Here is a 23,679-nt window from a genome sequence, read left to right as displayed (position 1 = left end):
ACCCGTTAGGCCGTCAGGTCGTCGCCGCTGGCCTGCTCGAGCAGGCTGCGCCGATAGGCCTCCATCGCGACCAGGTCGCCAAACAAGGCGTGATACTCGTCGCCTTGCTCGACCGGTGACATCCGCTGCAGCTTGGACTTGACTTCGGCGATCTGGCGGCCCACCCAGACCTCCTGCAGCCGGGCCAGCACCCCGGCGATGTAGCGCGGCAGCTTGTCGTCGTCGTCGACCCGGATGGTTTCGACGCCCAGCTCGCTGATCAGACCGGCAGCTGCCGGCGACGTCGCCTGCCGGCGCACCGCGTCCAGCCACTGGCCCCCGGTGATGCCGGCGCCGGTGCCGCCGGCCGCGTCGATCGCCCTGTGCACGGCGGCGTAGCCGGGATGGGTGAAGCTCTCGACGGTCAGCGCGTCGAACACCGGGCCGGCCAGCGCCGGATACTGCAGCGCCGATTTGAGCGCCTCCCGCTGCGGCCACAACGTCGGGTCACGGGGATCGGGGCGTACCGCGGCCGGCTCGGCGGATGCCGTCGCGGCGCGACGACGGGGCCTGCCGCCCCCTTTGGCCTCCTCGCGCACCCGGCCGAGCACCTGCGCCACGTCCGCCCAGCCGACCCAGCCCGCGAGTCGGCGCGCGTACTCGTCGCGCAGCATCGGGTCTTTGATCTGGGCGACCATCGGCACGCAGCGCCGCAGCGCGGCCACCCGGCCCTCGGCGCTGTCCAGGTCGACTTCGGCCAGCGCGCTGCGGATCGCGAACTCGAACAACGGGGTTCGCCGGGCCACCAGGTCGCGCAGTGCGACGTCGCCGTGGGCCAACCGCAGGTCGCAGGGATCCATGCCGTCGGCGGCAACGGCCACAAACGACTGGCCGGCCAGGTGCTGCTCGCCGCCGAACGCCTTGAGCGCGGCGGCCCGGCCCGCTTCGTCGCCGTCGAACACGTAGATCAGTTCGCCGCGAAAGAAGTTGTCGTCCATCATCAATCGGCGCAGCATCGACAGGTGCTCGTCGCCGAATGCGGTGCCGCAGGACGCGACGGCCGTGGTCACTCCCGCCAGATGCATCGCCATCACGTCGGTGTATCCCTCGACCACGACGGCCTGATGGCCCTTGGCGATGTCGCGCTTGGCCAGGTCGAGGCCGAACAACGCCGACGACTTCTTGTACAGCAGCGTCTCGGGGGTGTTGACGTACTTGGCTTCCATCGGGTCGTCGTCGAACAGCCGGCGCGCGCCGAACCCGATCACCTCGCCGGCGGCGCTGCGGATCGGCCACAGCAGCCGCCGGTGAAACCGGTCGATCGGTCCGCGGCGGCCTTCCCGTGAAAGCCCCGCCGCTTCCAGCTCTTTGAACTCAAACCCCTTGCGCAGCAAGTGTTTTGTCAACGAGTCCCAGCCCGACGGCGCGAAGCCGCAGCCGAAATGGCGGGCGGCGTCGCCGTCGAAATTCCGCTCGGTCAGATACTGGCGAGCCGGCGCGGCCTCCGCGGATTCCAGGGCTTCGGCGTAGAACTGCTGGGCGGCCGCGTTGGCGGCGATGAGTCTGCTGCGGCTGCCGCGGTCACGCTGCACGCTGGTGGCCGCGCCGGTGTAGGTGATCGTGTAGCCGATCCGATCGGCCAGCAGCTCGACGGCCTCGACGAAGTTGACGTGCTCGATCTTCTGGACGAACGCATAGACGTCGCCGCCTTCGCCGCAGCCGAAACAGTGGAAATGACCGTGGTTGGGCCGCACGTGAAACGACGGCGACTTCTCGTCGTGGAAGGGGCAGAGGCCCTTCAGCGAGTCGGCGCCGGCGCGGCGCAGCTGCACGTAGTCGCCGACGACCTCGTCGATGCGGACTCGTTCACGGATGGCGGCGATATCGCGATCGGAGATGCGGCCGGCCATCGGGTCAGTGTAAGGCGCGGCACCCCCCTCCTTTCGGCGAGCGTGCACAGTTGTACGTGTTTTTCGCGGTATCGACGTACAACTGCGCACCCTCACCCGGGGAGGTGCCCAGCCTCGATCCGTTCCAGTCGTCCTTCGGTATACGAGGCGATCTGGTCGACGATGACCCGCAGCCGGGCGGCGTCGTCGGCGGCCGTGTTGAACGCCGGCACGAACACCGGGTCGAGGGTTCTCGGCGCGCCTGCCGAGAGCCACTGCGCCACCCGGTGAATCCGTTCGCGCTGGGCGACCTGCATTTCCAAATGCCGCGGGTCGGACATGATGAACTGCAGCGCCAGGATCTTCAGGACCGCGACTTCGGCGCGCACCAGGTCGGGCACGTGCAGGTCTGCCCGATAGCGGGCCAGCGGGCCGGGTCCGGCCGCCGCCCGGGTGGCCGCGATCGCCGCCGAGGCGAACCGGCCCACCAGCTCGCTGGTCAACCGTTTGAGCGCCACCGACGCCGCGAGCGTCCCGTCGTACTTGCCGACCGCGGCCACCACCGGCAGCCCCGACAGCCGCTGCGCGGCGGCCATCAAGTCGTCGGCGCGCACCTTTGCAAATTCGCGCTCGCCCAGTTTGGCCAGCGTCGCGGCTTCGTCGTCGTCGGCGAGCACCCGCAGGTCGATGCGGCCGGAGATGACCCCGTCCTCGACGTCGTGCACCGAATATGCGACGTCGTCGGCCCAATCCATCACCTGCGCTTCCAGACACGCCCGTTCGGCCGGCGCTCGTTCGCGTACCCACGCGGCTGGCTCACTGTCGACGCCGTAGAAGCCGAACTTGCGTTTGCCGATGCTCCGGGTCCACGGATACTTGGTGACCGCGTCCAGTGCGGCCCGGGTCAGGTTCAGCCCGGCGCTACGGCCTTGCGAGTCAAGGACTTTGGGCTCGAGACTGGTCAGGATCCGGAAGTTCTGTGCGTTGCCCTCGAAGCCGCCGCAGGGGGCGGCGACCTCGTCGAGGGCCTGCTCGCCGTTGTGCCCATACGGCGGATGCCCGATGTCGTGCGCGAGGCCGGCCATGTCGACGAGGTCCGGGTCGCAGCCCAGCCCGATCGCCATGCCCCGCCCGATCTGGGCGACCTCCAGCGAGTGGGTCAGCCGGGTTCGCGGGGTCTCGCTTTCCCGGGGCCCGACAACCTGCGTCTTGTCGGCAAGCCGGCGCAGGGCGGCGCTGTGTAAGACCCGCGCGCGGTCCCGGGCGAAGTCGGTGCGGTGCTGGCCCTCGGTGCCCGGCAAGCCGGCGGTCTTCGGCGCTTCGGCCACCAACCGCTCACGGTCGAACGCGCTGTAGGGATCCTGCGGGGTCATCGACGCTCAGTCTGCCAGCTGGGTCCAGCCCGCATTAGATTGGCGAGCATGCGCGTTGTCCGCCTGCTGGCCGTGTTGCTGGCGACCCTGACCACCGGAGTGCTGCTGGCGCCGTCGGCCGCCGCCGACCCGCCCTTCCGGCTTTCCGATTACGTCACCGACAAGGCGGGCGCGTTGAGCGGCTCGGGCCGCGGCGCGGTCGAGTCGGCCGTGAACAAGCTCTACGGCGACCGCCACATCCGGCTCTGGGTGGTCTACGTCGACGACTTCTCGGGTCAGGATCCATCGAGTTGGGCGCAGAGCACTTGGCGCACCAGCGACTTGGACGGCAACGACGCGCTGCTGGCGGTGGCCACCGTCGACCATGCGTACGCGTTTTTGGTGCCGTCGAGTGTGAAAAGCGTCAGCTCGAGCCAGGTCGACGACTTGCGGCGCAACGGGATTGAGCCCGCGCTGCATCGCGGCGACTGGAGCGGCGCGGTGGTTGCCGCGGCCAACGGGCTCAACCCCGCGCCCGGCGCACCGAATTGGGTGCCGCTGTTGATCGCGCTGGGCGTGGTCGCGATCGCGGTCCTGGCCTTGCTGCTGGTGATGCGGTATCGGCGACGGCGACGGCTCGCCGCCGAGTTGGAGGCGGCGCGACGGGTCGATCCGACCGACCCCGACGCGCTGGCCGCCGTGCCGCTGGACGCCCTCGACGGTTTGTCGCGGTCGATCGTGGTCAACGTCGACAACGCGGTGCGCACCAGCGCCAACGAGCTGGCGCTGGCGGTCGAGGAATTCGGCGAACAGCGGACCGAGCCGTTCACCCGTGCCGTCGACAAAGCGAAAGAGGCTTTGGCGCAAGCCTTTTCCGTTCGCCAGCAACTCGACGACGCAATACCGGAAACCCCGGAACAACGGCGTGAGCTGTTGACCCGGGTGGTCGTCTCGGCGGCGCGGGCCGATCGCGGACTCGAAGAGCAGCGCGAAGCTTTCGAGCAATTGCGCGACCTACTGATCAACGCGCCGACGCGGCTCGACGGGCTCACCCAGCAGTTGGTCGAGCTGACCGCGCGGATTTCCCCGTCGGAGCAGCGATTGGCCGCACTGCACGACGAATTCGACGCCGCCGCACTGACTTCGGTGTCCGGCAACGTCGCCTCAGCCAAGGAGCGGCTCGCCTTCGCCGAGCAGAACATCACCCGGGCGCGCGACTTGGCGGCGCGACCAATCAGCGGCGCGCAGACCGGGCTGGTCGACGCCGTGCGCGCCGCCGAGTCGTCGCTGCGGCAGGCCCGGGCGCTGCTCGACGCCGTCGACAGCGCCGAAAGCGACATCCACCACGCCGTCGCCACCCTGCCGTCGCTGATCGCCGACATCCAGTCCGGCATCGAGCAGGCCAACACGCATCTGGCCCAGAAGGTCAAGGCCCAGCACGCCCGCGAACTGGCCGGCGCGCGCGATGCCGCGGTCAGCGCCGTCGACGCCGCCCGCGCCGGCGGCTCCACCGATCCGCTGGGCGCGTTCACCCGGCTGACCAAGGCCGACGCGGATCTGGACCGGCTGCTGGCCACCGTCGCCGAAGAGCAGGCGACCGCCGAACGGCTCAACCGCACACTGGAACAGGCGTTGTTCACCGCGCAGTCGCGGGTGCGGGCGGTGTCGGAATTCATCGACACCCGCCGCGGCAGCATCGGGCCGGAAGCGCGTACCCGGCTTGCCGAAGCAAACCGGCAATTGCAAGCAGCCCTTGACAAACGGGCGACCGATGTGAGCGACGCGATTGCCCACGCCAACAGCGCCGCGGCGCTGGCCACCCGGGCGCAGTCGCTGGCCAACGACGACGTCCAGTCGGTTCAGCGTGCCTACGCCGGGCGGTACGGCGGCAACGACATGGGCGCGATGATGGGCGGGATCATCATCGGTGACCTGCTCGGCGGGGCGATGCGCGGCGGTTACAGCGGCTGGGGCGGCGGCTGGGGCGACAGCGGTTGGGGCCCAACATCTTTCGGCGGCTCGTCGGACGGCGGCTTCATGGGCGGCGGCGGAAGGTTCTGAGTCCCCCTTGGCGCGAGTTCCGCGCCTTAGCAGCCCTTGAGGCGCTTGGCCAGATAGTCGGCGACGGCGTCGATCGCCACCCGTTCCTGTGTCATCGCGTCACGCTCGCGCACAGTCACTGCCTGATCGTCGAGCGTGTCGAAGTCCACCGTCACACAGAAGGGCGTGCCGATCTCGTCCTGGCGCCGGTAGCGCCTTCCGATCGCGCCGGCGTCGTCGAACTCGACATTCCAGCATTGCCGTAACTCGGCGGCCAAGTCGCGCGCCTTCGGGCTCAGATCGGCGTGCCGGGATAGCGGCAACACCGCGGCTTTCACCGGCGCCAGCCGCGGGTCCAGCCGCAGCACGGTGCGCTTGTCCATGCCGCCCTTGGCGTTTGGCGCCTCGTCCTCGCTGTAGGCGTCGATCAGAAACGCCATGAACGAGCGGGTCAGCCCCGCCGCCGGTTCGATCACATACGGCACGTACCGGGTGTCGCTGGCTTGGTCGTAGAACGACAGGTCGACACCGGAATGCTTTGAATGCGTGGACAAGTCGAAGTCGGTGCGGTTGGCCACACCCTCCAGCTCGCCCCACGGATTGCCCTGGAAGCCGAACTTGTACTCGATGTCGACCGTGCGGTCGGAGTAGTGCGAGAGCTTGTCCTTCGGGTGCTCCCACAGCCGCAGGTTCTCCGGGTTGATGCCCAGGTCGATGTACCACTGCAGCCGGGTGTCGATCCAATACTGGTGCCACTCCGGCGCGGTCGACGGCTCGACGAAGAACTCCATTTCCATCTGCTCGAACTCGCGAGTGCGGAAGATGAAGTTGCCAGGCGTGATCTCGTTGCGAAAGCTCTTGCCGATCTGCCCGATACCGAACGGCGGCTTGCGGCGCGCCGTCGTCACCACGTTGGCGAAGTTGACGAAGATGCCCTGCGCGGTCTCGGGCCGCAGGTAATGCAGCCCCTCCTCGGTTTCGATCGGGCCGAGGTAGGTCTTGAGCATCATGTTGAACTCGCGCGGCTCGGTCCACTGGCCGGGCTCGCCGGTCTCCGGGTCGCGGATGTCGGCCAGGCCGTTGGGCGGCGGGTGCCCGTGCTTTTGCTCGTATGCCTCGATGAGGTGATCGGCGCGGTACCGCTTGTGGGTGATCAGCGACTCGACCAGCGGGTCGTGGAACACCTCGACATGACCGGACGCGACCCACACCTCGCGGGGCAGGATGATCGAGGAATCCAGGCCGACGACGTCGTCGCGGCCGGTCACCACCGCACGCCACCACTGCCGTTTGATGTTCTCTTTGAGCTCGACTCCCAACGGCCCGTAGTCCCACGCCGATTTGGTGCCGCCGTAGATCTCCCCGGAGGGATAGACCAGCCCCCGCCGTTTGGCCAGGTTGACGACGGTGTCGATGACGGACGCCACGAGGTGCTGCACTCCTTGTCTACGGATGGTCTAGGGATGAGGGGGCGGTGAGCACCGCCATCGTAGCGAGCCACCCCGCAGTCTTTGACATGCGTCATTACGCATGTGACAGTGGAACCAACATGTCCCCCACCACATCAACGGCCGCCGACGGCGACGAGCTCGTCGAAAGCCACGAGCACGGCGGATCGGCCGGGTTCCCGGCGCCACCTCCGCGGGAGATTCTCGACGCCGCCGGGGAGTTGTTGCGGGCGCTCGCCGCGCCGGTGCGCATCGCGATCGTGCTGCAGTTGCGCGAATCGCAGCGCTGCGTGCACGAGTTGGTCGACGCGCTGGGTGTGCCGCAGCCGCTGGTCAGCCAGCACTTGAAGATCCTCAAGGCGGCGGGCGTGGTGGCCGGGGAGCGGTCGGGACGCGAAGTGCTCTACCGGTTGGCCGATCATCACCTCGCGCACATCGTGATCGACGCCGTCGCCCACGCAGGTGAGGACAACTCGTGACCCGCCCCAGCGTGCGCGCCACCCGGCAGCGGGCGGCGATCTCGACGCTGCTGGACAGCCTCGACGACTTCCGCTCGGCCCAGGAACTGCACGACGAGTTGCGCCGGCGCGGCGAGAACATCGGCCTGACGACCGTGTACCGCACACTGCAGTCGATGTCTGCGGCAGGACTGCTCGACACGCTGCGCACCGACACCGGCGAGTCCGTCTACCGGCGCTGCTCGGACGACCATCACCACCACCTGGTGTGCCGCAGCTGCGGGTCGACGGTCGAGGTCGGCGGTAACGACATAGAGACGTGGGCTGCGCAGGTCGCGGCCGAGCACGGGTTTTCCGACGTCAGCCACACCATCGAGATCTTCGGCACGTGCGAAGCATGCCAGGGCTAAGCCGTTAGCGCGCGGCGGATCTCGGCGCCCCGCTCCAGCACCATCAGAATCAAGGTGCGCAGCGCCTCGTCGGTAAGCCCGTTGCCCGGAAAGTTGTAGCGCAACATCACATCGGCGGACTTGCCGGACTCCTTCTCCACCAGCGCCACCGAGCCCAGCAGTGTGTTGTGCGCCGCGTCGGCCACCTGATCGCGAATCTTCTTGGCCAGCACCAGATCCCACGCCAAAACCTGGGTGAGCGAGATCAGGTCGAGGCCCTCCACAATGCCCACCACCCGCAGCGACGCATAGGTGCCGTCGTGACGGATGGTCAGCGCGCCGTCGGCTTCTTCTTCGACGGGCAGGATCTCACCGAGCACCGCCGTCAGCCGTTGCTGCAACTCAGGTCCTTCAGGCATCACGCGCTCCCGAACCGACGATGTCGCGATGCGTATTCCTCGCAAGCCGCCCACAGGTCGCGCCGGTCGTAATCGGGCCACAACTTGTCGGCAAAAATGTACTCGGCGTAAGCCGCTTGCCACAGCATGAAATTGCTCGAGCGCTTTTCGCCGGAGGTCCGCAGCAGCAGGTCGACGTCGGGGATGTCGGGGCGCTGCATGTGACGGGCAACCGTCGCCTCGGTGATCCGTTCCGGGTTCAACTTGCCTGCGGCGGCTTCGCGTGCGATTTCCCTTGCCGCTTCGGTGATTTCGGTGCGGCCACCATAGTTGACGCAGTAGTTGACGGTGATGACGTCGTTGTCGCGGGTCATTTCCTCCGCGATCGCCAATTCCTTGATGACGCTGCGCCACAACCGCGGTCGCGAACCGACCCACCGGATCTTGACACCCATCGCCTTGAGGTTGACCCGCCGGCGTCGCACCACGTCGCGGTTGAACCCCATCAGGAAACGGACCTCCTCAGCCGAGCGCTTCCAGTTCTCGGTGGAGAACGCATACAGGGACAGCCACTTGATCCCGATTTCGATTGCGCCACAGACAACATCGATGACCACAGCCTCCCCCATTTTGTGGCCTTCGACACGAGGTAGTCCGCGACCCGTGGCCCAGCGTCCGTTGCCGTCCATCACGATGGCCACGTGAAGTGGCAACTGGTCGGCCGGAATTCGCGGCGCGACGGCTTTCGACGTGTGCTGCGGCGGGCGGCACGGGCCGCCGTCGGGCGAGGGAGGCAGGTCCGGGAAGACGACGGGCCAGGTGGACTTGTCCGGGAAGGTCGGGTAGTCGTCGGGGGCCGGGGGCAGTTGCGGGAAGTCAGCCGGCTTCTGATTCCGCACCATGGGGCACATCCTGCCCGACCAGCGAGATCCGGCGGTCGGCGACCGTTCGATCAACCCGGTAGACCCGCTCCACCAGCGGCAATGTGCGCAGCTGCCGCTCGAGATGCCACTGCAGATGCGCGGCCACCAATCCGCTGACGTGGCTGCGGTGCGCTTGCGGCGCGGCCTCGGCCGCCTCCCAGTCGCCGTCGCGCAGCGCGGACATCAGCTCCAGCACACCCATCGGCGGCGTGGTGGCGCCGGCCGGGCGGCAATAGCCGCACACGCTGCCGCCGGCGGCGATGTGAAACGCCCGATGCGGGCCGGGCGTGGCGCAGCGGGCGCATTCGGTCAGCGCCGGCGCCCATCCGGCGATGCTCATAGCCCGCAGCAGGTAGGCGTCCAGTACCAGCTCGCGGGGCCGCCGCCCGTCGGCGACCGCCCGCAGCGCGCCGACGGTGAGCCGGTGCAGCGCGGGGGCCGGTGCCCGCTCCTCGCCGGCCAGGCGTTCGGCGGTCTCCAGCATTGCGCACGCGCAGGTGTAGCGCCCGTAGTCGCTGACGATGTCGGTGGCGAACGCGTCCAGCGACACGACCTGGGTGACGATGTCGAGGTTGCGGCCCGGGTGCAGTTGCACGTCGATGTGGGCGAACGGCTCGAGCCGCGCGCCGAACTTGCTGCGGGTACGGCGAACACCCTTGGCCACCGCGCGGACCAGTCCGTGGTCGCGGGTGAGCAGGGTGACGATCCGGTCGGCCTCGCCGAGCTTGTGCTGGCGCAGTACCACCGCCCGGTCCCGGTACAGCCGCATCAGATCAGTCTGTCATCGCGCTGAGACATCCCCGGGACCACGCGCCGATAATGTCGGTACCGATGAGTAACACCGCTACCCACCGCTTCCAGACCCTGACCGAGCAGCTCTACCAGCTGGCCAACGGCGAGGTGACCTCCGACGAACTGGTCCGCCGCTCGCTGCACGCCATCGACCTCAGCCAGTCCACACTGAACGCCTTCCGGGTGGTGCTCACCGAGACGGCGCTGGCTGACGCGGCCGAGGCCGACCGTCGCCGCGCCGCCGGCGACCAGGCACCGCTGCTGGGAGTGCCGATCGCGGTCAAGGACGACACTGACATTGCGGGCGTCGCCACCTTTTTCGGCACGTCGGGGTTTGTGCCGCCCGCCGCCGCCGACGCCGAAGTGGTGCGCCGGCTCAAGGCGGCCGGCGCGGTGATCGTCGGCAAAACCAACACTTGTGAGCTGGGACAGTGGCCATTTACCAGCGGCCCCGGATTCGGCCATACCCGCAATCCGTGGTCACGCAAGCACACGCCGGGTGGGTCGTCCGGCGGCAGCGCAGCGGCGGTGGCCGCCGGCCTGGTGGCCGCCGCGATCGGCTCCGACGGCGCCGGCAGTGTCCGCATCCCGGCAGCGTGGACGCACCTGGTGGGCATCAAGCCGCAGCGCGGCCGCATCTCGACCTGGCCGCTGCCGGAGGCGTTCAACGGCATCACGGTCAACGGTGTGCTGGCCCGCACGGTCGAGGACGCGGCGCTGGTGCTCGACGCCGTCTCCGGCAACGCCGAGGGCGATCTGCACAAGCCGCCGCCGGTGCGGGTGTCCGACCACGTGGGCACGGCACCCGGCGAACTGCGCATCGCGGTGTCAACCCGGTTCCCGTTCACCGGTTTTCCGGCCAAACTGCATCCCGAGATCCGCACAGCGGTGCAGTCGGTGGCCGATCAACTGAAGCTGCTCGGCCACAGCACAGTGCCCGCCAACCCGGATTACGGGCTGCGGTTGTCGTGGAACTTCCTGTCCCGGTCCACCTCGGGGCTGCTGGACTGGGCCGAGCGGCTCGGCGACGGCGTCGAATGGGATCAACGCACCCTGGCCAACATGCGGATGGGCCGGCTGCTGTCGCGGTGGATCCTGCGCTCCGCCCGTGCACACGAAGCGGCCGACCAGCGTCGGGTGGGCTCGATCTTCCGCTTCGTCGACGTCGTGCTGGCGCCGACCACGGCCCAGCCACCTCCCCCCGTGCACGCATTCGACGGGCTGAGCGGCCTGCAAACCGATCGGGTCATGATCGCGGCGTGCCCGGTGACCTGGCCGTGGAATCTGCTGGGCTGGCCTTCGATCAACATCCCGGCGGGATTCACCTCCGAGGGGCTGCCGATCGGCGTGCAGCTGATGGGGCCGGCCAACAGCGAGCCGCTGCTGGTATCGCTGGCCGCCGAATTGGAAGCGGTCGGCGGCTGGGCCGCCAAGCAGCCGCAGGTGTGGTGGAACACCGGTACCGATACGCCGCCGGTGTCCAGCGGCCGGGCGTGACTTAGGCCAGTTCCCGGATGGCCCGATAGGCGGCGCGTCCCACCAGCTCGCCGAGTTCGTCGGGGGTGTAGGTGTTGTCCGGGGCGAGCAGGCTGCGCACCCCGGCTTCGCTCATCGAGACGAACAGTTCGACGAGGACGGGCAGCTTGTGCTCGACGTCCTCGGTCCCCCAGCGCTGCAGGTCGGGCTTGACCAGCTCGGCGAATTGCTCGGCCGCCCTGCGGCGTCCACGCGCGAACAGCTCGGCGACGTCGGGGCCGGGATTGCAGCAGAACAGCGTGCGCCAGGTGTCGGGCTGGTCAGCGACCGTGCGCAGCCAGGCCTGCATGCCCCGGACGTACGCCTCCTGCGTACTGGTATAGCGGCCCGGCGTGGGATAGGCGGCCAGCATCCCGGTCAGCAGCTTCTGCTCCTCGCGCGCCAGCAGGGCCTTGATCAGTTCGATCCTGTCGGGGAAGCACGCGTAGACGACGGGACGGGTCACGCCGAGCCGCTCCGCGACCGCGCCGATGGTCACGGCCGGGAAACCGCCGTGCAGCGCAATCTCTTTGGCGGCGTCCAGCACCTGCGGGCGGCGCCGCTGCGGGCCCAGATGGGCCGCGCGGGGCCGGTGAAGTGCCGGCCGGGAAACGGTTGCTTCACCCATGAAGGAAAATGCTACAGTCTTGTAGGAATCGCGCCAACACGGCACGCGGAAGGACAACGCTCATGCCTCAGCCCGCCGAGGACTACGGCTTCTTCGGTCCGGACTCCGTCACCTGGAAAGTGTGGAGCTATCCGACGTCCCTGACCGTCGGGTTCATCCGTGCGGTGGTGATCGAGGAACTCGACCCGGCGCTCGTCGCGTCCGTCGACCACACCCATGACATCTACAACCGGCCGCGTACCCGCTACGACCGCACGTTGCGTTATTTCGCGATGGTGGCATTCAGCGACTCCCGCTCCACCTCTCAGGCCGCCGACGTGCTGGTGAAGGTCCATTCCAAAGCGATCGGCACCGAGCCGTACAGCGGGCAGCGCTATGACGCGAACGATCCGCAGTCCCAGCTCTGGATCCACCTGACCGCGTGGCACTCGATTCTCTACGCCTACGAGAAGTACGGGCCCGGCAAGCTTTCCGCCGAGGAGGAGGCTCGTTACTGGGAGGAATGCGCGGTTGCGGCGGAGCTGCAGACCTGCGATCCGGCCGATGTGCCGCGCAGCCGGGCGGGCGTCCGGGCCTACTTCGAGCGGATGCGTCCGCAACTGTCCGGTTCGCCGATCGCCCGCCAGGCGATGGAGCACCTGATCAACGGCGCCGAGTTGATCTCGCCGCTGCCGCGCTACCTTGCGCCGGTCACCTGGATCATCAACCGCAGCCTGCGAGCCGGCGTGATGGCCACGATGCCGCACTGGATGCGCGCCATGGGCGGCCTGAAACAGCCCCGAGTCGCCGACGTCGCCGTCGTCCCGATGCTGCGGATCGCGTTCGCGGCGCTCAATGCCAGCCCGCCCGTGATTCGGCTGTGGGTATTGCGGCTGCTGTCACCCGCGACCGTGCCGGTGGTCGCTCCTGTGCTGCTCGGGGTACCGCCGCGTAACCCGGTCGTGGTCTCCCCCGCCGAGGCGCGCGCCCGCTACGGCTACGACAAGCCGGCCGAGGCGCATCGGGAGTGGCGTGCCAAACAGTATCGGCGAGTGTTCGCCGAAGGCAGCGCGCCCAGCGACGACGGTCTGATCGAATCACAGGCGATTCTGGGGTCGATCGGTTGATGGTTTGTCATCGAAAAGTCCTGGCGTGCATGGCGGTTGCGCTGGTGGCCGCCGGCTGCAATAGTGTCGACCCGTCGAGTCTGGCCGAGTCCGGGACACCGGTGTCGACTAGCCGAATCCCCACTCCCAGCGGGCAATACGTTGTGCAGGGCGAAATTCTGCGCAAGTACGCCGACGCCGGTGGGCCGAGCGGGCCGTTGGGCACGCCGATCTCGAATGAGCTGCCGGCGCCAAACGGCGGCCAGTACAGCAAGTTTCAGACCGGGGTGATCTACTGGTCGCCGCGTAGCGGGGCCCACGTCCTGTCGGGCGCCATCCGTGCGGCCTGGGAAGGCAACGGCGGCCCCGACGGGCCGCTGGGCTACCCGGTGAGCGACCCACGGCCGATCCCCGGCGGGTCGGTGGCCGATTTCGAGCACGGCACCATCACCGACACCGGCGGCCAGCCCCAGATCGTGACCCGCTAGAGCATCAAAATCCCAGCCGGCCAAGCTGTTTGGGGTCACGCTGCCAGTTCTTGGCGACCTTGACGCGCAGGTCGAGATAGACCTTGGTGCCCAGCAACTTCTCGATCTGACCGCGCGCGACGGTGCCGATGTGCCGCAGCCTCTCACCGCCCTTGCCGATCACGATGCCCTTCTGGCTGTCGCGTTCGACATACAGCACCGCGTGCACGTCGATCAGGTCGTCACGCCCCTCCCGTGGTTCGACCTCGTCGATCACCACCGCGAGCGAATGCGGCAACTCGTCGCGCACGCCTTCTAAGGCCGCCTCGCGGATGAACTCGGCCATCAGAACCTCTTCGGGCTCGTCGGTCAGCTCGCCGTCGGGGTAGAACGCCGGTCCCGGCGGCAATGCGGCGGCCAGCACGTCGATCAGTACGTCGATCTGCTCGCCCGTCACCGCGGACACCGGCACGACTTCGGCGTGGTCCACGAGTTCGCCGACCGCGGCGAGTTGAGCGGCCAGCTTGTCCTTGGAGACCTTGTCGATTTTGGTGACGACGACAACCAGCGTGGTCTTGGGTGCGATGGAGCGGATCTGCTCGACGATCCACCGGTCCCCCGGGCCGATCGCCTCGTCGGCGGGAATGCACAACCCGATGGCGTCGACCTGAGAGTAGGTGTCGCGAACCAGGTCGTTGAGCCGCTTGCCCAGCAGGGTGCGCGGCCGGTGCAGCCCTGGTGTGTCGACCAGGATGATCTGGAAGTTCTCCCGATGCACAATCCCGCGAATCGTGTGCCGGGTGGTCTGCGGCCGATTCGACGTGATCGCGACCTTGGAACCGACGAGCGCGTTGGTCAGGGTCGACTTGCCGGTGTTCGGCCGGCCGACGAAACATACGAAGCCGGAATGGAATTCGCTCACACGACGACACCGTCGCGGTCGGTGACGATGATCGCCGCTGTCGGGGAAAGCTCCCGGACCGCGGCGATACCGGCGTCGTCGGCCGACCCGGCCACCAGCACGGCGGCCTCCAGACTGGCGGCGCCACTGGACACCGCCGCGGCCACCGCCGTCTGCAGCGCGGTCAGCTGCAGCGCCGAGAGGTTCACCGGCGCACCGGCGTAGGTGCGGCCGTCGGCGTCGCGCACCGCTGCACCGCTGCCGGCCTCGGCGCGGGCCATCGCGGATCGGGCCAGCACCACCAGTTTCGCGTCTTCGGCGTCGAGCGGCTCAGCGGTCACCGTTGGCCTCCTGTCCGTCGGAGTCGATGCGGCTCAGCAAGACCGTGCCGACGCGGACCCGGCCCCGGTGGTCGGGGCCGCCTTCCGCGCGCAACCGCAATCCATGTGATACCACTTCGGCGCCGGGAAGCGGGACCCGGCCCAACTCCAGTGCAAGCAGCCCGCCGACCGTGTCGACGTCGAGGTCGTCGTCGAATTCGACGCCGTACAGCTCGCCGACGTCCTCGATAGGCAGGCGTGCCGATACCCGAAACTTGTTGTCGCCCAAGGCTTCTATCGGTGCCGTCTCGGCCTGGTCATACTCGTCGGCGATTTCGCCGACGATCTCTTCCAACACATCCTCGATGGTCACCAGCCCGGCGATCGCGCCGTACTCGTCGACCAGCAACGCCATGTGGTTGCGGTCCCGCTGCATTTCCCGCAGCAGCGCGTCGAGCGGTTTGGAGTCCGGCACGAACACCGCCGGCCGCATGACCTGGGCCACCGTGGTGTCCCGCCCGCCGTTGGTCGAGTAATACGTCTGCTGGACAAGGTCTTTCAGGTAGACCACGCCGACGATGTCGTCGACGTTCTCGCCGACCACGGGGATGCGGGAATGCCCGCTGCGCACGGCCAGCGAGGTCGCCTGGCCGGCCGACTTGTCGCTTTCGATCCAGATCATCTCGGTACGCGGCACCATCACCTCGCGCGCCGGCGTGTCGCCGAGTTCGAAGACCGACTGGATCATTCGTCGCTCGTCGGCGGCAACCACACCGCGTTGCTGGGCCAGGTCGACGACCTCGCGCAGCTCGATTTCGGACGCGAACGGCCCGTTGCGAAAGCCGCGGCCCGGGGTCAGGGCGTTACCGAGGACCACCAGCAGCCGGCTGATGGGCATCAACAGCCAGGAGATCGCCTGCAACGGCAAAGCCGCCACCAGTGCGATGGAGTAGGCGTTCTGGCGACCGAGGGTGCGCGGGCCGACCCCGATCACGACGAAGCTGGTCACCACCATGATTGCGGCGGCGGCGATTCGGCCCCACTCCAAGTTGAGGCTGGCACGCAGGAAAACCACCAACAACACGGTGGCGGTGATTTCGCAGGTGATCCGAAGCAATACCACCAGGTTGATGTAGCGCGGCCGGTCGGCCATCAGCTTGGCCAGCCGCACCGCCCCAGGGCGCCCGTCGCGGACCAATTCTTGGACCCGGGCCATCGACACCGTGCTGATCGCCGCGTCGATCGCCGCGAAAAGCCCGCCCACGCCTATCAATACGATTGCGCCGAGCAACGGAGCAAACACGTTCACGGTTCGTCGAAATACCTTGACTTGTCCAGCAACCGGCGGTCTTTCTCGCTCTGCCGGTCCAGGTGGTAGGCCTCGACCTGATCGGCGACCCACTCCTCGAGCAGGCGCTGTTGCAGCGCGAACATTTCCTTTTCCTCGTCGGGCTCGCCGTGGTCGTACCCCAGCAGGTGCAGCACGCCGTGGATGGTCAGCAGCGCCAATTCGTGGCCCAGCGAATGCCCTGCGGCAGCGGCCTGTTCGGCAGCGAACTCCGGACACAGCACGATGTCGCCCAGCATGGCCGGCCCCGGCTCGGGCGCATCGGGCCGACCGCCTGGCTCGAGTTCGTCCATCGGGAAGCTCATCACGTCGGTGGGGCCGGGCAGGTCCATCCAGCGCATGTGCAGATCGGCCATCGCCGCGGTGTCCAGCAGCATCATCGACAGCTCAGCGGCCGGGTTGACGTCCATCTTGGCCAGCACGAACCGGGCGACGCTGATCAGTTCGGCCTCGGAGACGTCGACGCCCGATTCGTTGGATACTTCGATGCTCATGGCGTTCTCACCGGCGGTGCCGGGTGGCCCCGCGGGCATTAGCGGTGCGCCGCGCGGCCCGGTTCATCGTCAGGCCGGGCTCCTCGTATTTGGCGTAGGCGTCCACGATTTCGGAGACCAGCCGGTGCCGCACCACGTCGGCACTGGTCAACTCCGCGAGGTGGATGTCGTCGATGCCCTCGAGGATGTCGGCCGCGACGCGCAGTCCGGAGCGCGCGCCGCCCGGTAGGTCGATCTGCGTAACGTCGCCGGTGACAACGACTTTGGAGCCAAAGCCTAGCCGGGTGAGGAACATCTTCATCTGCTCGGCCGTGGTGTTTTGCGCCTCGTCGAGAATGATGAACGCATCATTGAGCGTGCGACCACGCATGTATGCCAGCGGCGCGACCTCAATTACCCCGGCGCTCATCAATTTTGGGATCAGCTCTGGATCCATCATGTCGTAGAGCGCGTCGTAGAGCGGCCGTAGATACGGGTCGATCTTCTCGCTCAGTGTGCCCGGCAGAAAGCCCAGGCGTTCACCGGCTTCCACCGCCGGCCTGGTCAAGATGATCCGGGTGACCTGTTTGGTCTGTAAGGCGTTTACCGCCTTGGCCATCGCCAGATACGTCTTACCGGTTCCGGCTGGCCCGATCCCGAAGACAATGGTGTTGGCGTCGATCGCGTCGACGTAGCGCTTCTGGTTGAGGGTCTTCGGCCGAATCGTCTTGCCGCGACGCGAAAGGATGTCGAGCGTGAGCACCTCCGCCGGCGATTCGTTACCGGTGCCGACCAGCATGGCGACGCTATGGCGCACCGCCTCCGGTGTCAGGGCGTGGCCCGTGGCGACGATCGTCACCAGTTCCGAGATCACCCGCTCGCCGAGTGCGACGTCGGCCGGCTCACCGGCCAGGGTGACGGCGTTGCCGCGCACATGCAGATCGGCGGCCAGGATCCGTTCGAGTGCGCGCAAATTTTCGTCAGCCGAACCGAGCAAGCCCACGACGAGGTCGGGCGGAACATCGATGCTGCTGCGAACCTGAGACGAAGAGGGGTCAGCGGCGTTGGTCTCGCGGGGCGTCACGTGGGTTCTAATGCCTGCTTTCTGGGTTGTCGGGTGACGACGCTCGGTAGTCAAGTTTACCGCCGGCAGCGTTCCTGGTCTCCAGTGTGAATCTGACGACGCCGCTGCGGCGTGTCACGTCGTGAAATTCACAGTCGGGCGAGTGGGGGTCAATCCCACCGCCGCGTCAGCACTCCCAGCGCGCCCAGCGCCACCGCGGCCGCCGTCGACGTCCGCAACACGGTGGGCACCAGTCGGACCGCGACGGCACCCGCGTCAGTGAGCGCGCCGATCTCGTCGGGCGCAATGCCGCCTTCGGGGCCCACCACCAGAGTCAGCGAATTGGCTTGCGCCACATCGATATCCGTCAACCTTTCGGTCGCCGACTCGTGCAGCGCCAACACCACAGACCCTCCGCTGCGCACCCGCTCGACCAGCTCCGCCGTCGACAACAGCCCGTCGACCGGCGGGATGTGCGCCCGACGGGATTGCCGGGCTGCGGAACGCACCACCGCCCGCCACCGTCGCAGCCCCTTGTCCAGGCGCTCCCCGTCCCAGCGGGCCACACAGCGGGCGGCCTGCCACGCCACAAACGCATCCGCGCCCGCCTCGGTGGCCAGCTCGATCGCCAACTCGGAGCGATCGGACTTCGGCAACGCCTGCACCACCATCACCGGCGGCTGAGCGGGTGCGACGCTCCAACGGTCGACCACCCGGGCGGTAAGGCCGTCGCGCCCGGCCTGCTCCGCCACACAGCTGGCCAGGCCGCCGGCGCCGTCGCCGAGCATCAGCTGCTCGCCCGGACGGATCCGCCGCACGGTCGCGGCGTGAAAGCCCTCGTCGCCACCGACGACGGCCAGTCCACCGGTCTCGGGCAGCGCGTCGACGTAAAACAGGCCCGGCACAAGAAGTCAGCGACCGGTGAAGGTTTCGCGCAGCCGGCTGAACAATCCGCTGGTGGCGCCGGCGTGCGTCGAGCGGACCTCGGCGACGTCACGGCCGCGGCGGCTCTTGAACTCGCGCAACAGTTCCGCGTCGCGGTGGTCGAGCCGATCCGGCACCACCACCTCGACGTGCACATGTAGATCGCCGCGCACCCCGGAACGCAGGTGCGGCATTCCACGACCGCGCAGCGTGACCACCGAGCCGGGCTGGGTGCCCGGCGGCACGGTGATCTCGGTGAGCCCGTCGAGGATCGCGTCGAGGCTCACCGTGGTACCCAGCGCGGCGTCGACCATCGGCACCGAGATTGTGCAGTGCAGGTCGTCGCCGTCGCGCATGAAGATGTCGTGCGGCTGCTCGTGCACCTCGACATAGAGGTCGCCCGCCGGTCCCCCGCCGGGCCCGACCTCGCCCTGAGACGCCAACCGCACTCGCATGCCGTCGCCGACACCGGCGGGAATCTTGACGCTGATCTCCCGGCGGGCCCGCACCCGGCCGTCGCCGCCGCACTGGTAGCACGGGTCGAGGATGACCTCACCGACGCCGCGGCAGGTCGGACACGGCCGCGAGGTCATCACCTGCCCCAGCAGCGAGCGCTGCACGGTTTGCACCTCGCCGCGGCCGCCGCAGGTGTCGCATTTCACCGGGCCGGAATTGCCGTTGGTGCCCCGCCCCTGGCAGCGGTCGCACAGCACCGCGGTGTCGACGGTGACTTGCTTGGTGACCCCGGTCGCGCACTCGGTGAGATCCAGCCGCATCCGCAGCAGCGAATCCGAGCCGGGCCGGACCCGGCCGACTGGACCACGGGAGGTGGAGCCGCCTCCGAAGAACGCCTCGAACACGTCGCCGAGGCCGCCGAAGCCCGGGAAGCCGTTGGCGGTCGCGGCGTTCTCCAGCGGGTCCCCGCCCATGTCGACGATGCGTCGCTTCTCCGGGTCGGACAGCACCTCGTAGGCGACGCTGATCTCCTTGAACTTCGCCTGAGCCGCTTCGTCGGGGTTGACGTCGGGATGCAGTTCCCGCGCCAGCTTGCGATAGGCGCGTTTGATCTCCGTATCGCTGGCGTTCGGGCTGACGCCGAGCAAGCCGTAGTAATCGCGTGCCACGCCTGACCTTTCTTACGCAGCGCTAGACGAGTGCGCGGTCATCGAGCACCCAGCACTTCGCCGATGTACATAGCAACCGCAGCGACACTAGCGATAGTTCCGGGATAGTCCATCCGGGTGGGCCCCAGCACGCCCATCCCGCCGTAGACGGTGTCGGACGTGCCGTACGCGGTGGTCACCACCGACGCACCCGCCATCTGCTCGGCTTCGGTTTCGTGGCCGATCCGCACGGTGACCTTTCCGGCTTCCTGCTGGGCGGCCAGCAGGCGCAGCACGACCACCTGCTCCTCGAGGGCTTCCAGGATCGACCTCAGGGAGCCACCGAAGTCGGCGGTGTTGCGGGTCAGGTTGGCGGTGCCGCCCAGCAGCAGCCGTTCCTCGGTGTGCTCGACCAGCGACTCCAGCAGCACGGTCGCCGAACGGCCGACGGCGTCCGACAGGCTGTTGGATGGCCCGCCGTGCCCATTGAGCTGCCCCGCCAGGTCGGCCACCGCGGCCGAGGCGGCCGAGAGCTTCTTGCCCTCCAGCGCCTGGCCGAGCATCTCGCGCAACTGGGAGAGCTGATGGTCGTCGATGACGTCGCCGAGCTCGACGATGCGCTGGTCGACCCGGCCGGTGTCGGTGATGACCACCATCAGCAGCCGCGCGGGTGTCAGCACGATCACTTCCAGGTGCCGCACGGTCGACGTCGACAGCGTCGGGTACTGCACGATGGCCACCTGGCGAGTCAGCTGGGCCAGCAGCCGCACCGCGCGGCGCAGCACGTCGTCGAGATCCACACCGGACCCGAGGAAGCTCTGGATGGCGCGCCGCTCCGCCGACGACAGCGGCTTGACGTCGTGTAGCCGGTCGACGAACTCGCGGTACCCCTTCTCCGTCGGTACCCGTCCTGAGCTGGTGTGCGGCTGCGTGATGTAGCCCTCGGCCTCCAGGACCGCCATGTCGTTGCGCACAGTGGCAGAGGACACTCCGAGGTTGTGGCGCTCCACCAACGACTTCGAGCCAATGGGTTCTTTGGTGGCGACGAAGTCGGCGACGATGGCGCGCAGCACTTCGAAGCGACGCTCGTCGGCACTTCCCATTCCGAGTCCACCTCCTTGACCGCGTCCATTTTACGGTGATCAGCAGCGGGTTACGGTCATCGGCAATCGAGGGCTGTGTTGAATCGCCCGCCTTCTCCCCGGGCCTTTCGGCCCGCATCGGCGGCGGGCTAGCCTTAACAACCATGCTCACGTCGGACCGGGCACCGGAGACGGTCGGCGAATGATCTTCAAAGGAGTGCGGGAAGGCAAGCCGTACCCCGACCATGGCCTGTCGTATCGGGAGTGGTCGCAGATACCGCCGCGCCAGATCCGGCTGGACGAGCTGGTCACCACGACCACCGTGCTCGCCCTGGATCGGCTGCTCTCCGAAGACTCCACCTTCTACGGTGATCTGTTCCCGCACGCGGTGAAGTGGCGGGGCATCCTCTACCTCGAGGACGGCCTGCATCGGGCGGTGCGCGCGGCACTGCGGAATCGCACGGTGCTGCATGCGCGGCTGCTGGACATGGACGGGGCCGGTCAGCACGCTTAGTCAGCGGTCACGTTTCGGCGGCTCCGGGTGTCGAGCTAAGTGAGACCACTTGCAGCAGGAGGACACCATGCCACGACTTACCGGAGTCTCCGACCGCGACGCCGGGCTGGGCGCCCGGATCGCCTTCTTCTTCACCAAGCGTCGGTTCAAGCAGATGACTGGACTGCAAACCGCGACGATGCTCGAACCCCTTCGGATGTACGCCCACATCCCCAAGCTGCTCAACGCGATCGGGCGGCTGGAACTGGCGGAGTCGAAACTGGACATGCTCAGTGCCCGCCACCGCGCACTTGCCGAGCTCAAGGCGGCGACCACAGTGCGCTGCGAGTATTGCATCGACTTGGGTTCGCAGATCGCACGCGAGTGGGGCATCACCGACGAGGAATTGCTCGCGCTGTCCGACTACAAGAGGGCCCCGTGCTTCTCCGATGTCGAGAAGTTGATCCTCGACTACGCCGCGGCGATGAGCCGCACGCCCGTCGAGGTCACCGACGAGCTTTTCGACGCGTTGCGCGGATACTTCGACACCCCGCAACTCGTCGCCCTCACCCACGTCATCAACCTGGGCAACTTTCGGGCCCGGTTCAACCTGGCGCTCGGGATCGGGTCGTCCGGCTTTTCCGAGGGCCGAGTGTGTGCGCTGCCGGACGCGGCCAGCCGGTGACGGCCTCGCTGGCGGCACGATTCGAGGCGGCTCGTCCGCAGCTGGGCGCGCTCGCCTACCGCATGCTGGGCTCGGTCGACGACGCCGAGGATGCGGTGCAGGAGGCGTGGCTGCGGCTGAGCCGCGACGGGGCTGCTGACGTCGAGAACCTCGATGCGTGGCTGACCACCGTGGTGGCGCGGATCTGCCTGAACACGCTGCGCAGCCGGCGCGCCCGTCGGGCCGAGGAACTCGTCGCCCATGTTCCGGATCCGGTGGTCGACGCGGTCGGCGAATTCGATCCCGAACACCAGGCGCTGCTGGCCGACGCGGTCGGGCTGGCCCTGTTCGTGGTGCTGGACACGTTGCCGCCGGCCGAGCGGCTGGCGTTCGTGTTGCACGACGTCTTCGCGGTGCCGTTCGACCAGATCGCGGGGATCGTCGACCGGTCGCCGGAGGCGGCCCGCAAACTGGCCAGTCGCGCGCGGCGGCGCATCCAGGACGCCGCACCCGATCCGGACGCCGACCTGAGCGCTCAACACACGGTCGTCGACGCCTTTTTCGCGGCCGGGCGCGCCGGCGACCTCGACCGCTTGGTTGCGGTCCTGGATCCGGATGTGGTGCTGCGCGGCGACTTCGGCCCCGACCAAACCCGCTGGGTGCGAGGCGCGTCGGCGGTGGCCGGCCTGGCACGCAGTTACGCCGCCCCGGAGCGGGAAGCGCGCGCCGCCACCGTCAACGGCGCCGCCGGCGCGGTGATCTTCGTCGCCGGCCATCCGGCCGCGATCATGGGCTTCGTGGTACGCGGCAACCGCATCGCCGCGATCGACGTGCTGGCCGACCCCGCACGCCTCGCGCGGATCGACCTGAGCGCGCTGTCCCGCTAATTGGTGGCGGTGGCCGCCTGGATCAGCGCGATCGCGGCGTCATGCTGAAGCATCCAGTTGCCGCCTTCGTTGACGAACGCGAGTTGCTTGGTGACGGGTCCGGCGAACTTCGGACCCGAGATAGCCACGTCGGCGCTGGCCGCATTCGGCCCGGCCGGCGCGATGTTCGTCACGTTGAACTGCTCCGGGAAGTTCCCGTTGCGGTAGGCCTTTCTCAGGTCGTGGTCGGCCACCATGCCCTCATTCTGAGGGATGCCGCCTTGGACGAGATTGTTCTTCTCGGTGTACCTCACGCCAGGATCCGTGACTTGGTTGCACAGGTTTGCCAACTGGTCAGCGCTGGGCAGCTGCTCCTGCCCCGGCGGCGGGGCTGGCGGCGGGTCCAACGGCACGCTGAAGACCACGGGCAGCACCGGCACTGGGGCCGGGTTGGCAGGCGCGAATCCGGCTGCTGCGGCACCGATCGCGGCGACGGCCGCCGCACCGGTAGCGAGAGCTTTGACAGTCATGGATGTCCCTTCGATTCGGGTGTCGGCAGTATCACAGCGAAGACTAGTGCCCAGAGGCCGCGTGGAGGAGCGTCATGGCCGAGTCGCGTGACAGCACCCAGCTGCCCTGGTTGACGAACGTGACGCTCTGCGTGACCGGTGCCGTAAGTTTGGGACCCGAGACCGCCACGTCGGCGGTGGCGCTCCCCGGAGCGGCAGCCTGGATGTTCGAGATGCCGAACGTCAACGGCAACTGGCCCTTTTTGGCCGCCTTCTGCAGCGCGTGGTCGGCCAGCGCAGCCTCGGACGGGCTGATGCCCCCCTCGACCAGCCCGGACTTGTTCGCGAACGGGACGTTGGGGTCGGCGAGGCTGGTCAGCACGGTGGAAAGCTGGCCGACGGTTGGCAAAGCTGTGGTCTGGTCGAGCGGCAACGGCACGCTGAAGACGACGGGCTGCACCTGGGATGTCGTCGGGTAGCTGGACGTCAGGCCGGCGGCTGCGGCGCCGATCGCGGCGACGGCTGCCACACCGGTGGCGAGGGCTTTCAGGGTCATGGGTGTCCCTTCGG

Annotated in this window: 25 protein-coding genes and 1 pseudogene; 9 read left to right on the top strand and 17 right to left on the bottom strand. The window is 68.2% G+C overall.

What is annotated here, in order from left to right:
• Nucleotides 1-5 precede the first annotated feature (5 nt).
• Both dnaG and G6N47_RS17390 read right to left on the bottom strand, forming a co-directional pair.
• On the bottom strand, nucleotides 6-1,889 hold the full coding sequence (gene dnaG, locus G6N47_RS17395) for a DNA primase (RefSeq protein WP_083131631.1): 1,884 nt from the start codon (nucleotides 1,887-1,889) through the stop codon (nucleotides 6-8).
• Nucleotides 1,890-1,981: 92 nt separating this feature from the next.
• A complete protein-coding gene (locus G6N47_RS17390) occupies nucleotides 1,982-3,241 on the bottom strand; it encodes a deoxyguanosinetriphosphate triphosphohydrolase (RefSeq protein WP_083131630.1) in 1,260 nt (419 codons plus the stop codon).
• Between the two features lie 48 nt (nucleotides 3,242-3,289).
• Here G6N47_RS17390 and G6N47_RS17385 point away from each other — a divergent pair, with 48 nt between their 5' ends.
• A complete protein-coding gene (locus G6N47_RS17385; protein ID WP_083131629.1) occupies nucleotides 3,290-5,281 on the top strand; it encodes a TPM domain-containing protein in 1,992 nt (663 codons plus the stop codon).
• A 26-nt stretch (nucleotides 5,282-5,307) separates the two neighbouring features.
• Here G6N47_RS17385 and G6N47_RS17380 read toward each other — a convergent pair whose 3' ends face one another.
• Nucleotides 5,308-6,699: a glycine--tRNA ligase gene (locus G6N47_RS17380; protein WP_139799469.1), complete on the bottom strand. Its 1,392-nt coding sequence runs from the start codon at nucleotides 6,697-6,699 to the stop codon at nucleotides 5,308-5,310.
• A 110-nt stretch (nucleotides 6,700-6,809) separates the two neighbouring features.
• On the opposite strand from G6N47_RS17380, the gene G6N47_RS17375 reads away from it, so the two are divergent.
• Nucleotides 6,810-7,187: an ArsR/SmtB family transcription factor gene (locus tag G6N47_RS17375; RefSeq protein WP_083131628.1), complete on the top strand. Its 378-nt coding sequence runs from the start codon at nucleotides 6,810-6,812 to the stop codon at nucleotides 7,185-7,187.
• Nucleotides 7,184-7,576, top strand: coding sequence for a Fur family transcriptional regulator (locus G6N47_RS17370; RefSeq protein WP_083131627.1), 393 nt, complete (start codon nucleotides 7,184-7,186; stop codon nucleotides 7,574-7,576). Before G6N47_RS17375 ends, G6N47_RS17370 begins: the two co-directional genes overlap by 4 nt.
• Here G6N47_RS17370 and G6N47_RS17365 read toward each other — a convergent pair.
• Genes G6N47_RS17365 through recO form a run of 3 tightly spaced genes read right to left on the bottom strand, consistent with a single transcriptional unit; the run spans nucleotide 7,573 to nucleotide 9,645 of the window.
• Nucleotides 7,573-7,974, bottom strand: a complete 402-nt coding sequence (locus tag G6N47_RS17365; RefSeq protein ID WP_083131626.1) for a hypothetical protein — start codon at nucleotides 7,972-7,974, stop codon at nucleotides 7,573-7,575. The genes G6N47_RS17370 and G6N47_RS17365 overlap by 4 nt on opposite strands.
• Nucleotides 7,974-8,855 (bottom strand): decaprenyl diphosphate synthase, encoded by an 882-nt coding sequence (locus G6N47_RS17360; protein WP_083131625.1) that lies wholly within the window; start codon nucleotides 8,853-8,855, stop codon nucleotides 7,974-7,976. The genes G6N47_RS17365 and G6N47_RS17360 overlap by 1 nt, the downstream gene beginning before the upstream one ends.
• Nucleotides 8,830-9,645, bottom strand: a complete 816-nt coding sequence (gene recO / locus G6N47_RS17355; protein WP_083131624.1) for a DNA repair protein RecO — start codon at nucleotides 9,643-9,645, stop codon at nucleotides 8,830-8,832. The genes G6N47_RS17360 and recO overlap by 26 nt, the downstream gene beginning before the upstream one ends.
• Before the next feature lie 62 nt (nucleotides 9,646-9,707).
• On the opposite strand from recO, the gene G6N47_RS17350 reads away from it, so the two are divergent.
• A complete protein-coding gene (locus G6N47_RS17350) occupies nucleotides 9,708-11,165 on the top strand; it encodes an amidase (RefSeq protein ID WP_083131667.1) in 1,458 nt (485 codons plus the stop codon).
• A gap of 1 nt (nucleotide 11,166) precedes the next feature.
• Here the strand turns inward: G6N47_RS17350 and G6N47_RS17345 are convergent, their stop codons facing one another.
• Nucleotides 11,167-11,811 (bottom strand): TetR/AcrR family transcriptional regulator, encoded by a 645-nt coding sequence (locus G6N47_RS17345; RefSeq protein WP_169717259.1) that lies wholly within the window; start codon nucleotides 11,809-11,811, stop codon nucleotides 11,167-11,169.
• Between the two features lie 62 nt (nucleotides 11,812-11,873).
• On the opposite strand from G6N47_RS17345, the gene G6N47_RS17340 reads away from it, so the two are divergent.
• Together G6N47_RS17340 and G6N47_RS17335 are read left to right on the top strand one after the other, a co-directional pair.
• Complete coding sequence (locus G6N47_RS17340; RefSeq protein ID WP_139799467.1) at nucleotides 11,874-12,917, top strand: oxygenase MpaB family protein; 1,044 nt, start codon at nucleotides 11,874-11,876, stop codon at nucleotides 12,915-12,917.
• Between the two features lie 29 nt (nucleotides 12,918-12,946).
• A complete protein-coding gene (locus G6N47_RS17335; RefSeq protein WP_083131622.1) occupies nucleotides 12,947-13,384 on the top strand; it encodes an LGFP repeat-containing protein in 438 nt (145 codons plus the stop codon).
• Between the two features lie 4 nt (nucleotides 13,385-13,388).
• Here G6N47_RS17335 and era read toward each other — a convergent pair whose 3' ends face one another.
• The 8 genes and pseudogenes from era to hrcA all read right to left on the bottom strand — a co-directional run bounded on the left by era (nucleotide 13,389) and on the right by hrcA (nucleotide 20,598).
• Nucleotides 13,389-14,285: a GTPase Era gene (gene era / locus G6N47_RS17330; RefSeq protein ID WP_083131621.1), complete on the bottom strand. Its 897-nt coding sequence runs from the start codon at nucleotides 14,283-14,285 to the stop codon at nucleotides 13,389-13,391.
• Nucleotides 14,282-14,545 carry a cytidine deaminase gene (locus G6N47_RS17325; RefSeq protein WP_232080356.1) on the bottom strand — a complete coding sequence of 88 codons (264 nt, stop codon included), beginning with the start codon at nucleotides 14,543-14,545 and terminating at the stop codon, nucleotides 14,282-14,284. The genes era and G6N47_RS17325 overlap by 4 nt, the downstream gene beginning before the upstream one ends.
• A gap of 49 nt (nucleotides 14,546-14,594) precedes the next feature.
• The gene (locus G6N47_RS17320) at nucleotides 14,595-15,893 is read right to left on the bottom strand and encodes a hemolysin family protein (RefSeq protein WP_083131619.1); all 1,299 of its coding nucleotides are present in this window, start codon (nucleotides 15,891-15,893) and stop codon (nucleotides 14,595-14,597) included.
• Nucleotides 15,890-16,426, bottom strand: coding sequence for an rRNA maturation RNase YbeY (gene ybeY / locus G6N47_RS17315; protein WP_083131665.1), 537 nt, complete (start codon nucleotides 16,424-16,426; stop codon nucleotides 15,890-15,892). Before ybeY ends, G6N47_RS17320 begins: the two co-directional genes overlap by 4 nt.
• Nucleotides 16,427-16,433: 7 nt before the next feature.
• A complete protein-coding gene (locus G6N47_RS17310; RefSeq protein WP_083131618.1) occupies nucleotides 16,434-17,489 on the bottom strand; it encodes a PhoH family protein in 1,056 nt (351 codons plus the stop codon).
• Nucleotides 17,490-17,496: 7 nt separating this feature from the next.
• A pseudogene (locus tag G6N47_RS17305) lies at nucleotides 17,497-18,373 on the bottom strand (16S rRNA (uracil(1498)-N(3))-methyltransferase).
• A 6-nt stretch (nucleotides 18,374-18,379) separates the two neighbouring features.
• Nucleotides 18,380-19,516 (bottom strand): molecular chaperone DnaJ, encoded by a 1,137-nt coding sequence (dnaJ, locus tag G6N47_RS17300; RefSeq protein WP_083131616.1) that lies wholly within the window; start codon nucleotides 19,514-19,516, stop codon nucleotides 18,380-18,382.
• Between the two features lie 38 nt (nucleotides 19,517-19,554).
• Nucleotides 19,555-20,598 (bottom strand): heat-inducible transcriptional repressor HrcA, encoded by a 1,044-nt coding sequence (gene hrcA / locus G6N47_RS17295; RefSeq protein WP_083131615.1) that lies wholly within the window; start codon nucleotides 20,596-20,598, stop codon nucleotides 19,555-19,557.
• Nucleotides 20,599-20,779: 181 nt separating this feature from the next.
• Between hrcA and G6N47_RS17290 the strand changes: the two genes are divergently transcribed.
• The 3 genes from G6N47_RS17290 (at nucleotide 20,780) to G6N47_RS17280 (ending at nucleotide 22,621) form a co-directional block, all read left to right on the top strand.
• Nucleotides 20,780-21,091, top strand: coding sequence for a type II toxin-antitoxin system VapB family antitoxin (locus tag G6N47_RS17290; protein WP_083131614.1), 312 nt, complete (start codon nucleotides 20,780-20,782; stop codon nucleotides 21,089-21,091).
• Nucleotides 21,092-21,158: 67 nt separating this feature from the next.
• A complete protein-coding gene (locus tag G6N47_RS17285; RefSeq protein ID WP_083131664.1) occupies nucleotides 21,159-21,755 on the top strand; it encodes a carboxymuconolactone decarboxylase family protein in 597 nt (198 codons plus the stop codon).
• Nucleotides 21,752-22,621 (top strand): sigma-70 family RNA polymerase sigma factor, encoded by an 870-nt coding sequence (locus G6N47_RS17280; protein ID WP_083131663.1) that lies wholly within the window; start codon nucleotides 21,752-21,754, stop codon nucleotides 22,619-22,621. The genes G6N47_RS17285 and G6N47_RS17280 overlap by 4 nt, the downstream gene beginning before the upstream one ends.
• Here the strand turns inward: G6N47_RS17280 and G6N47_RS17275 are convergent.
• The gene (locus tag G6N47_RS17275) at nucleotides 22,618-23,130 is read right to left on the bottom strand and encodes a hypothetical protein (RefSeq protein ID WP_083131613.1); all 513 of its coding nucleotides are present in this window, start codon (nucleotides 23,128-23,130) and stop codon (nucleotides 22,618-22,620) included. The two genes, G6N47_RS17280 and G6N47_RS17275, sit on opposite strands and share 4 nt — an antisense overlap.
• Before the next feature lie 43 nt (nucleotides 23,131-23,173).
• Nucleotides 23,174-23,665, bottom strand: coding sequence for a hypothetical protein (locus tag G6N47_RS17270; RefSeq protein WP_083131612.1), 492 nt, complete (start codon nucleotides 23,663-23,665; stop codon nucleotides 23,174-23,176).
• Between the last annotated feature and the right edge of the window lie 14 nt (nucleotides 23,666-23,679).

It is taken from the genome of Mycobacterium branderi (assembly GCF_010728725.1).
Taxonomy (GTDB): Bacteria; Actinomycetota; Actinomycetes; order Mycobacteriales; family Mycobacteriaceae; genus Mycobacterium; species Mycobacterium branderi.
This window is presented reverse-complemented; position numbering and strand designations above follow the sequence as displayed.

Excerpts from the sequence above, each read along its gene's own strand:
- dnaG (WP_083131631.1), bottom strand. The coding sequence starts at position 1,889 with ATGGCCGGCCGCATCTCCGATCGCGATATCGCCGCCATCCGTGAACGA.
- G6N47_RS17390 (WP_083131630.1), bottom strand. The coding sequence starts at position 3,241 with ATGACCCCGCAGGATCCCTACAGCGCGTTCGACCGTGAGCGGTTGGTG.
- G6N47_RS17385 (WP_083131629.1), top strand. The coding sequence starts at position 3,290 with ATGCGCGTTGTCCGCCTGCTGGCCGTGTTGCTGGCGACCCTGACCACC.
- G6N47_RS17375 (WP_083131628.1), top strand. The coding sequence starts at position 6,810 with ATGTCCCCCACCACATCAACGGCCGCCGACGGCGACGAGCTCGTCGAA.
- G6N47_RS17365 (WP_083131626.1), bottom strand. The coding sequence starts at position 7,974 with ATGCCTGAAGGACCTGAGTTGCAGCAACGGCTGACGGCGGTGCTCGGT.
- G6N47_RS17360 (WP_083131625.1), bottom strand. The coding sequence starts at position 8,855 with ATGGTGCGGAATCAGAAGCCGGCTGACTTCCCGCAACTGCCCCCGGCC.
- recO (WP_083131624.1), bottom strand. The coding sequence starts at position 9,645 with ATGCGGCTGTACCGGGACCGGGCGGTGGTACTGCGCCAGCACAAGCTC.
- G6N47_RS17350 (WP_083131667.1), top strand. The coding sequence starts at position 9,708 with ATGAGTAACACCGCTACCCACCGCTTCCAGACCCTGACCGAGCAGCTC.
- G6N47_RS17345 (WP_169717259.1), bottom strand. The coding sequence starts at position 11,811 with ATGGGTGAAGCAACCGTTTCCCGGCCGGCACTTCACCGGCCCCGCGCG.
- G6N47_RS17340 (WP_139799467.1), top strand. The coding sequence starts at position 11,874 with ATGCCTCAGCCCGCCGAGGACTACGGCTTCTTCGGTCCGGACTCCGTC.
- G6N47_RS17335 (WP_083131622.1), top strand. The coding sequence starts at position 12,947 with ATGGCGGTTGCGCTGGTGGCCGCCGGCTGCAATAGTGTCGACCCGTCG.
- G6N47_RS17325 (WP_232080356.1), bottom strand. The coding sequence starts at position 14,545 with ATGGCCCGCGCCGAGGCCGGCAGCGGTGCAGCGGTGCGCGACGCCGAC.
- ybeY (WP_083131665.1), bottom strand. The coding sequence starts at position 16,426 with ATGAGCATCGAAGTATCCAACGAATCGGGCGTCGACGTCTCCGAGGCC.
- hrcA (WP_083131615.1), bottom strand. The coding sequence starts at position 20,598 with ATGGGAAGTGCCGACGAGCGTCGCTTCGAAGTGCTGCGCGCCATCGTC.
- G6N47_RS17290 (WP_083131614.1), top strand. The coding sequence starts at position 20,780 with ATGATCTTCAAAGGAGTGCGGGAAGGCAAGCCGTACCCCGACCATGGC.
- G6N47_RS17285 (WP_083131664.1), top strand. The coding sequence starts at position 21,159 with ATGCCACGACTTACCGGAGTCTCCGACCGCGACGCCGGGCTGGGCGCC.
- G6N47_RS17275 (WP_083131613.1), bottom strand. The coding sequence starts at position 23,130 with ATGACTGTCAAAGCTCTCGCTACCGGTGCGGCGGCCGTCGCCGCGATC.
- G6N47_RS17270 (WP_083131612.1), bottom strand. The coding sequence starts at position 23,665 with ATGACCCTGAAAGCCCTCGCCACCGGTGTGGCAGCCGTCGCCGCGATC.